Source organism: Mycobacterium sp. TH-M82, assembly GCF_057473605.1.
Genome location: NZ_JBYCKY010000839.1, coordinates 1 through 8,489, shown reverse-complemented (window position 1 = coordinate 8,489; position 8,489 = coordinate 1). Strand labels below are relative to the sequence as shown.

The window sequence follows — 8,489 nt, the reverse complement described above, 5'->3', positions numbered from 1 at the left end:
GCTGACCACGTAGTAGGTGTAGCCGTCCGGGTCGTGGAACGCGGTGGTGTTGTTCAGCGTGGTCTGCGCCAGGGTGGAGGGCAGCCCCCCGCCGAAGGCGTTCATCAGCTCGATCCCGCTGTAGGCGGCCGGCACGTCGGGCACTTTCACGATCAGCGCCTGCCCAGGCTGCAGGTCGAAGTTCCCCGCGGAGACCGCGGCGCTCTTCAGGCCCGCGCCGAAACCCGTCTCCGGCGCCAGGTCGCTCATGGTGTTGGTGGGCTCGAGGATCCCGGCAGCTTCGTTGTTGGTGATACTCATCTGGTTGAACGGCCCGACGATCGTGCTGAACGCACTCAGCAGCAGGTTCAACACTGAGTCGGCCGAGTCGATTTTGGCACCGCCCGCCCCCGTCAGCGCGTCCGCCACGGCAGCGGTTGGATCGCCGCCGGGGAAGAACCCCGAGCTGGGAATGGAGAAGAAGGCGGGGCAGTCGGAGACGCAGTGGATGCTGATGTCGGCGGGACCCTTGGCCCAGTTGCCCAGCATGTCGCGGACCAGCAGGGAGGCATCGCCGCTTTCGGTGGCGTCGGTGTCATTGATGTCGTTCACGGCGCCGGCAGGCTCGTCGGGACCGATGTAGACGGTGAACGTGCCGTCGGGGTTGACGGTCAGACCGTGACCGAGCTCGATGCTCTGCTTGGTCTGGGCGGTCAGGGCGGTGATCGCCTCGGTGCTGACCGATAAATTCTCGGTCGCCCCGCCCAGGGTGCCGGTGAGTACGTAGGTCGCGCCGGGGGCCAGGCCGGCGGTGACGTGGTAGTAGATGTCGGGCGTGAAGAAATCGAAGTACTGGCGAGAGTCGGCAGCGTCGCCGGCCACCGCCTCGGGCGACTGGAAGAAGACCCCGTTGAACAGCTCGGTGACTCGGGAGAGCCCGCTCATCAGCAGTTCGTAGTTGGTGTTCTGCAGCATCGTCGTCAGCACGTCGTCACTGCCCGGTGGCGCATACGGCAGGGCTGCGTCGTGCGCCACCGCCTGTTGCATGGCGTTCACGAGGTCGTCGAACGCCGGCTGCCACGAGCTCTCCGACGTCGTCAACGACACCGCAGTCAGCGCACCAGTGCCGGAATGCGGTGCGGCACCGGCCAGCCCGGCCAGCCCGGCCAGCGCGATGCCCGCCGCACAAACGGACATGCCGCGCCGGCTCCGCCGCCGCGCGGTTAGCGCCTCGTCGCCGTTTGTGGTGTCCATGCCGCGGCCGCCGCGACGTCAGCGGTCGTAGTCGTCGTCGGGGGATGGAACACTGTGCTGCTGCTCGAGCAGATCGGCGGTGTCGGCCTCCGCGTCTACGGCGACGTCTTCGCTGAACACCTCGGCCTCGTCGTCCTCAAAGCCCCCGTCGGCCGGCAGAGCCTGCTCGGCGAGGTCGGTGTCACTGGCTTCGGCATGGGAGTCGGTCATGGCTGCCTCCATCTCTACGATCGTGACCAGCCTACTGGCCAGGTTGGTACGGTCGTGCTATGAGCCAGCAGGTCGAGGTCGTCATCGTCGGGGCGGGCTTCGGCGGCATGGGCGCCGCCATCGCGCTCAAGCGGCTCGGGTTCGACGACATCGCGATCCTGGACCGGGAGGACGACCTGGGCGGAACCTGGCACGTCAACCGCTACCCGGGCCTGGCCGTCGACATCCCGTCACCCACCTATTCGTACTGGTTCGAGCCCAACCCGTACTGGTCGCGGCTGTTCGCGACCGGCCCGGAACTCAAGCGTTACGCCGACCACGTCGCCGGCAAGTACGACGTGCGCCGGTACATGCGGTTCAACACGACCGTCGAGGGCGCCCGCTGGGACACCGAAGAGCAACACTGGCGGGTCACGCTGTCCGACGGTGACACACTCAACACCCGCTACCTGATCACCGCCACCGGCTTCCTGTCACAGCCGCACACCCCGGACATCCCCGGAATCGCCGGCTTTGCCGGCAAGCTCATCCACACCACGGCCTGGGACGAGGGCTACGACTTCGCCGGCCGCCGGGTCGGGCTGATCGGCACCGGGGCCACCGCGATTCAGCTGATCCCCGAGCTGGCCAAGACGGTCGCCGACCTGACCGTCTACCAGCGCACCGCCATCTGGGTGGCGCCCAAGCTCGACTTCCGGATCTCACCCGCCCTACAGCGGCTCTTCGCCCGGGTGCCGCTCTCCCAACGCGCCCTGCGTTGGGTGACCGACAACCTGCTCGAGTTCATGACGTTCACCGGCGTGCTGAATTACCGCTACTTCCGGCGGCTGTCGATCGGCGCGATGGACCTGTGCAAGATCCACCGGTTCGTGCAGGTCCGCGAGAAGGAACTGCGGGCCAGGCTCACCCCCGATTACGACATTGGGTGCAAGCGGCCCAGCTGGTCCAACGATTACTACCGCAGCTTCACCAAGCCACATGTGCACCTGGAGACCGCCGGGATCGACCGCATCGAGCCGGACGGCATCGTCACCGTCGACGGGAACAAGACCGTCATCGACACGCTGGTGCTGGCCACCGGCTTCGACCTGTGGGATGCCAACTTCCCCGCCATCGAGATCATCGGCCGCCAAGGACGGAACCTCGGAAAGTGGTGGCGGGAGAACAGGTTCCAGGCGTATCAGGGTATGTCGATGCCGCTGTTCCCCAACTACCTGAGCCTGGCTAGCCCGTACGCGTTCTCCGGGCTGTCGTTCTTCAACACCATGGAATACCAGATGCGGCACATGGATCGGCTGCTCGGCGAGGTAAAGCGGAGGGGCGCAACCACGTTCGAGGTCACCGAAGAGGCCAACGCAAGATTCTTGGACCGGATGACGCGCCACCTCGACAGCTCGGTGTTCTATGCCGGCGATTGCGCCACGTCACGGTCGTACTACTTCAACCACAGCGGGGAGGCGACCCTGCTGCGCCCCACGTCGGTGCGCAATGCGGTGCGGGACGGTTCGCGGTTCGCGCTGAGCGACTACCGGATCGCCTGACCGCAGCGCTCGGGTTGGCGGGCGTCCAGCGCACGGGTTTTGTGGAGACTGAGCACCGTCGTGAGGACCAGGGTCGCCGCGATGACGCCGAGACTGAGTGAGACCGGGGCCTCGGGCAGCTCAAACGGCTTGCCACCGTTGATGAACGACAACTCGTTCTCACGCAACGCGGCAACGATCATTTCGGCCCCGATAAACACCAAGATGACCGCGAGTCCTTTCGACAGATACACCAACCGGTGGAGCAAGTTGCCGAAGAGGAAGTACAACTGCCGCAGGCCCATCAACGCAAACACGTTGGTGACGAACACCAAGTACGGCGCCTGGGTGAGTCCGTAGATTGCCGGTATGGAATCCAGCGCGAAAACCAAGTCGGTGGTGCCCAGTGCGAGGATGACCAGGAACATCGGCGTCATCAACCGTATGCCACCGCCTTTGACGTAGAACTTGAGGCCGTCCCAGGTGTTGGTGGTGTTCAGATAGCGCCGAGCTAACCGCACCATCATGTTCTCAGTGTCGTTTGCGCGCTCGGTATCGCGAAACAGGTTGACGGCAACCCACACCAGGAATCCACCGAAGATGTAGAAGGTCCACGAGAACCGGTCGATGGCCACCGCGCCGAGCGCGATGAGCACGCCACGAAACACCAGCGCCAACACTATCCCGACCATCAGCGCTTCCTGCTGATAGGCTTTCGGCACCTTGAAGCTCGTCATGATGATCAGGAACACGAACAGGTTGTCGACGGACAGGCTGTACTCCGTGAGCCATCCCGCGAAGAAGCGCTGACCGTTTGCTTCGCCGTAGGCCGACCAGATCCAGGTCCCGAAGGCCACCGCCATCCCGACATAGACCGACAGCGCGACCATGCACTCACGCACCGTGGGCTCGTGCGGCCGACGGCCGATTACCAGCAGGTCGAACAACAACACTCCAGTCGTTGCGACCAGGGTGATCGACCACTCGAGCGTAGGAACATTCATCCGCAGGCCTCGGGCCGTCACGTAACGACTGGTCTTCGCCGCCACACTGTCGGCCCTGTCCCAAGTCTGCCAGGCCTGTCACGCCGAGGTGGCGTCAGCTGCGATCACCAGCTGAAAGTTCACCGGACATTCATCGCCGAGCACCTCTGGTACGCCGGGGATGGTCGGGCCGTGGTCACCGCGGCTACTGCCCCAGCGGTGCCCGGTGGCGCTTGTCGTGCGGTGCGACACCGTTGACGCCGCCGATGGTTGCTGCGTAGCTGCCCACCGCAAAAGCCACCCCGGAGCCCATGACGCCCAACGCATCGGAGTTGATGTTGTCGACGGTGTCGCGGGCGCCGTGGTAGTTCGGGTCGAATGGGGCACCGGGCGTGCCGCCCCACAGCCGGGCCTGCGTGTTGGACTTCTGCTGGGAAGCGCCGGTGGTCATACCGCCGATCGGTACTCCGCCAACCAGAAACGGGCTGTAGTTGGTGCCGGCGCTCAGCGGCATGTCGGCCGGGCGCCTGCCGGCCAGGTTGAGATAGCCGGCCAGGATGCGTTCGATACCGGCCGACCCGGCCGGCACCTCGTCGGGCGCTACATCCCGGCTGGGCGAAGCAGACTGGTCGCCGTCGTAGGTGAAGAAACCGGCGTTCGGCGAACCGAGCATGTCGAAATTCAGATACAGCGCGATGTCGTTGAGTTGGCCGCGGTCCAATCCGAACACGTAATCGCTGGAGCCACCCAGCCCCTGCTCTTCGCCACCCCAGAACGCGAACCGCACCGCGTTGGTCACCGGCGGTGACGCCCCCAGCTGCAACGCGGTTTCCAGCACCGCCGCCACCCCGGACCCGTCGTCGTTGATGCCGGGACTGGCGAGCGCGCTGTCCAGGTGCGCGCCCACCATCACCACGTCGTGCGTGGAGCCGGTCTTGGTCTGCGCCAGCACGTTTCGTGAGGTGTTCTTGACTGTCGTCTCGTCAAGGACGAGCTTGACCGGTGCTTTGGCGCGGCGCAGCGCGGTGTCGCCGTCGCGCCCCACCATCGCAACCGGCAGCATCAACTGGTCGTAGTAACCGGGTGGAAACAACCCCGGCGGGGCGCCGGTCTTGCTCGGCGGGCTGACCACGATCAGCGCCGCCGCCCCCCGGGCCAAGACGGCGTTCTGTTTGTCGACCACCGAGCAGCCTGTGTCGTCGGTGACGACGATCGCGCCCCCGGGTGTGCCGGCCGGGTAGTCGCCGGCAGCACAGCCGGCCGGTTCGACCGGCCGGACCACCGGGCCGGTTACCCCGCCCGGCGGGGTGCGCATCAGCAGGGAGGCCTGGTCGACCGGGTAATTGACGCCGCCCACGGTCAGCGTGGGCTTCCCCGGCGATGTGGTGACCAACCGGGTGACCTGCGGTGTGGTCACGTCGAAGCCCTTGCCGCGCAGTACTTTCGACACATAACCGACGCTGGCATCAAAGCCCGTGGTACCGTCGGCACGATTTGCGTTGTTGGCGTTGGCGATGTCGCCCAGGGCACGCAGATGGGTGAACATCGCGTCCACGGTCACCTGGCCGGCCAGCCGGTCGGCCAGGTGTTCCGACGCTCCGGGCTGCGACGACTGGGACGGCGGCCCCGCCGAGCAACCCGCCAGCAGCCCGGCCGCCGCCAGCAGTACCGCGCTGACCTCGGTGAGCCGGATCACGGCCTGCTGACCACGTGCCGGGTGCGGTCCTCGCGGACCGGAACACCGTTGCGGCCGCTGAGATCCTGGGCGTACAGTCCGGCCGCGTAGGCGACGCCGGCGCCGTTGATACCCAACTCGGCGCGGTCGACGTGCTCGATGGTGTCGCTCTTCTTGTGGTAGTTCGGGTCGAACGGCTCATCTGCGGTGCCGCCCCACAGTTTTGCCTCCTCGGCGGACTTCTTGGCCTCCGCACCGGAGAACAATCCGCCCGCCGGGACGCCCGCCAGGGTGAACCCGTCGTAGTCCGAGCGACCGTCGAAGGCGGTATCCTGCGCGGTCTTGCCGGCCGACTTCAGATAGGCGACCAGCGTGCGTTCGATGCCTGCGGAGCCTTCCGGCACCACCGGCTGGCCACGTTTGTCCACCTCCAGCGACAGGTCCCCGTCGTAGGTGAAGTAACCGGGGTTGGGGGAGCCGAGCATGTCAAAGTTCATGTACAACGCGATGTCGGTGAGCGCGTTGACATCCAGTGACTCGATATACTTCATCGATCCGATCAGGCCCTGCTCCTCGGCGCCCCAGAAACCGAACCGAACCGCATTGGCCACCTGCGGTGCGTTCCCCAGCTGCAGCGCGGTTTCTAGCAAAGCAGCCACGCCGGAGCCGTTGTCGTTGATGCCCGGCCCCTCCGGGACGCTGTCCAGGTGGGCACCTATCATCACCACGTTCTCCGTCGAGCCGGTCTTGGTCTGCGCGATGACGTTGCGGGACGGAATGTTGTCGGTGTGCGCGTCGAGCTTGACCGTGGCGCTGCCGTGTTTGGCGCGCAGCACCGCTCCGTCGGACTTGGTCACGCTCACCACCGGGATCTTGACCTCAGTCATCTCCCCCAGTGAGCCGCCCATCCTCTCCTCGTCGACGTTGTCGGTAACGATCAGTGCCGCCGCACCACGTTCGACAACAACGGCCTCCTTGTCTTTGAACGGGCAGGTGCCGCGGTCCACCAGCACCACCGCACCCTGCACCGGCAGTCCGTCGTAGTCCGAGGTGCTGCAGCCCGGGCTGTCGTCGGCCGGCGCGGCCACCAGCGGGCCGCTGACCCCGCCCGGGCCGGTGCCGAGGCTGTACATCAGCGCGCGAGCCTCCAGGGTCAAGGCGTCGATGCTCACCGACCCCTTTTCGGCTTTGAACACTCGCGCGGTGAACTCCGGAGTTTTCACGTCGAAGCCGTGATCTCGCAACGTGTTGGCCACGTAGTCGACGCTGGCTTCGTAGCCGGGGGTGCCCACAGCGCGGGTGTCGCCGTTGGCGTCGGCGATGTCCTGCAGCTTTTGCAGGTGCGCCATCATCGCGTCGGCGCCGACCTTGCCGCGCAGTTGGTTGGCGAACGCGGCCGCCGCCGCGGCGTTCTGCGGTTCGCAACTCTGCGCTGCGCGGCTGCACCCGCCGCCGAGCAGCGCGACGGCCAAGACGACGGCGAGTATCTTGCGGTTCACCGCGACTACGTTAGCCGCTGACCGCGCCGGCACCCGTCAGGGGCGGCACTGCGGCGGTTTGTAGCGTCGTTGGCCCGGTTGAGCGACCGATTCACGACAGCACCACCGGTTCTACTGCGATGCGGTGAGTTCCCGGGTTTGAAAGCCAGGCCGCACCTCGGCAATTCGACCGTAGGCGCGATCTTGATGTAAGACGCCGGCCCGGTGCTGGATGGCGGTTTCGGCGATGAATAAATCCGGTAGCGCCGTTCGATGCCACATACCGCGATGGTGAGCCAGGTCCCGCTGAAGGTGACGCACTCGGGCGAAGATGTCGGCCGGTGCGGCGAGGATCGGGTACGCCCGACGCAGCGACTCGTATTGGTTGTCGTAGTCGGTGGCCGACCGTGCCGAATACAACCACTCGAGTTCACCCATGTCACACATCGCCAGGTCCCCGACGTCGATGCCCGCCGGCATTGAGGCGCCCGCGACGAGCCGTACGTGTGCGCTCTTGTCGAGAATCCAGACGGTCATCGCCACGCCTGATCGGAGAGCAGCACGTCGACATCCACCTCGGCACCGGCATGTGCGAAGTGGTCGGCGATGCGTCGACGGCGCGCACCGGCCCGCTCTTCGGCGGCGGCTACCAGCTGATGCAGCCCCCGCTCCACGGTCGCCCGCAGCGTCTCACCGGTGACGGCCTGGGCGGCCCGCACCAAATCCTGGTCCAACTCGATCGTTGTCCTCTTCACCGGCATGCATACATACTACCGACTGAGCTGTGCATATTGATAGCCGCGCCGGGCCAGCCCACCCAACGGCCGGCTACACCGCCGGGCTGGATGCCTGCGCCCAGAACCGCTTTGGGATCCGTCCGGCGCGCCGCGCCAGGTATCCGGCGGTGACGGCTGCCGCCATCGCCGCGGCCATCGCCGGCGGGTCGGCGGCCCGGGTCACCGCGGTGGCCAGTAGCACCGCGTCGCAACCCAGCTCCATCGCCAGCGCCGCGTCGCTGGCGGTGCCGATGCCGGCGTCCAGCACGATCGGAACGCCGGCCGCCTCGACGATGACCTCGATGTTGTGCGGGTTGGCGATCCCCAAACCAGTTCCGATGGGGGAACCGAGCGGCATCACCGCCGCACAGCCGGCGTCCTGGAGCCGCCGAGCCAACACCGGGTCGTCGTTGGTGTACGGCAGCACCACGAATCCGTCGTCCACCAACTGCTCGGCGGCTCGCACCAATTCGACAGCATCCGGGAGCAGGGTTCGTTCGTCGCCGATCACCTCCAGCTTGACCCACTCGGTGCCCAGCGCCTCCCGGGCCAGCTGCGCGGTCAGCACCGCCTCGGCGGCGCTGCGGCAGCCCGCGGTGTTGGGTAGCGGTGTG

Annotated in this window: 8 protein-coding genes and 1 pseudogene; 1 reads left to right on the top strand and 8 read right to left on the bottom strand. The window is 66.5% G+C overall.

Going from position 1 to position 8,489, the window contains the following annotated elements:
- Together AC2VON_RS24375 and AC2VON_RS24370 are read right to left on the bottom strand one after the other, a co-directional pair.
- A pseudogene (locus AC2VON_RS24375) lies at nucleotides 1-1,233 on the bottom strand (hypothetical protein); the annotation flags it as partial.
- Nucleotides 1,234-1,251: 18 nt separating this feature from the next.
- Nucleotides 1,252-1,443, bottom strand: a complete 192-nt coding sequence (locus tag AC2VON_RS24370; RefSeq protein ID WP_486955137.1) for a hypothetical protein — start codon at nucleotides 1,441-1,443, stop codon at nucleotides 1,252-1,254.
- Nucleotides 1,444-1,502: 59 nt separating this feature from the next.
- On the opposite strand from AC2VON_RS24370, the gene AC2VON_RS24365 reads away from it, so the two are divergent.
- Nucleotides 1,503-2,984: a flavin-containing monooxygenase gene (locus AC2VON_RS24365; RefSeq protein ID WP_486955136.1), complete on the top strand. Its 1,482-nt coding sequence runs from the start codon at nucleotides 1,503-1,505 to the stop codon at nucleotides 2,982-2,984.
- On the opposite strand, the gene AC2VON_RS24360 is transcribed toward AC2VON_RS24365, so the two are convergent.
- The 6 genes from AC2VON_RS24360 to thiG all read right to left on the bottom strand — a co-directional run.
- On the bottom strand, nucleotides 2,969-3,967 hold the full coding sequence (locus tag AC2VON_RS24360; RefSeq protein ID WP_486955138.1) for a TerC family protein: 999 nt from the start codon (nucleotides 3,965-3,967) through the stop codon (nucleotides 2,969-2,971). The two genes, AC2VON_RS24365 and AC2VON_RS24360, sit on opposite strands and share 16 nt — an antisense overlap.
- 184 nt (nucleotides 3,968-4,151) lie before the next feature.
- Complete coding sequence (locus tag AC2VON_RS24355; protein ID WP_486955135.1) at nucleotides 4,152-5,642, bottom strand: M28 family peptidase; 1,491 nt, start codon at nucleotides 5,640-5,642, stop codon at nucleotides 4,152-4,154.
- Nucleotides 5,639-7,120, bottom strand: coding sequence for a M28 family metallopeptidase (locus AC2VON_RS24350; RefSeq protein WP_486955134.1), 1,482 nt, complete (start codon nucleotides 7,118-7,120; stop codon nucleotides 5,639-5,641). Before AC2VON_RS24350 ends, AC2VON_RS24355 begins: the two co-directional genes overlap by 4 nt.
- A gap of 111 nt (nucleotides 7,121-7,231) precedes the next feature.
- Entirely contained in the window at nucleotides 7,232-7,636 is a 405-nt protein-coding gene (locus AC2VON_RS24345; protein WP_486955133.1) for a PIN domain-containing protein, read from the bottom strand.
- A complete protein-coding gene (locus AC2VON_RS24340; protein WP_486955132.1) occupies nucleotides 7,633-7,860 on the bottom strand; it encodes a type II toxin-antitoxin system VapB family antitoxin in 228 nt (75 codons plus the stop codon). The genes AC2VON_RS24345 and AC2VON_RS24340 overlap by 4 nt, the downstream gene beginning before the upstream one ends.
- Nucleotides 7,861-7,927: 67 nt before the next feature.
- On the bottom strand, nucleotides 7,928-8,489 hold a 562-nt coding region (thiG, locus tag AC2VON_RS24335), incomplete at its 5' end, for a thiazole synthase (protein WP_486955131.1).

What these genes read in the sequence shown, in the direction of transcription:
- AC2VON_RS24370 (WP_486955137.1), bottom strand. Translation starts at nt 1,443, where the DNA reads ATGACCGACTCCCATGCCGAAGCCAGTGACACCGACCTCGCCGAGCAG.
- AC2VON_RS24365 (WP_486955136.1), top strand. Translation starts at nt 1,503, where the DNA reads ATGAGCCAGCAGGTCGAGGTCGTCATCGTCGGGGCGGGCTTCGGCGGC.
- AC2VON_RS24360 (WP_486955138.1), bottom strand. Translation starts at nt 3,967, where the DNA reads ATGAATGTTCCTACGCTCGAGTGGTCGATCACCCTGGTCGCAACGACT.
- AC2VON_RS24345 (WP_486955133.1), bottom strand. Translation starts at nt 7,636, where the DNA reads ATGACCGTCTGGATTCTCGACAAGAGCGCACACGTACGGCTCGTCGCG.
- AC2VON_RS24340 (WP_486955132.1), bottom strand. Translation starts at nt 7,860, where the DNA reads ATGCCGGTGAAGAGGACAACGATCGAGTTGGACCAGGATTTGGTGCGG.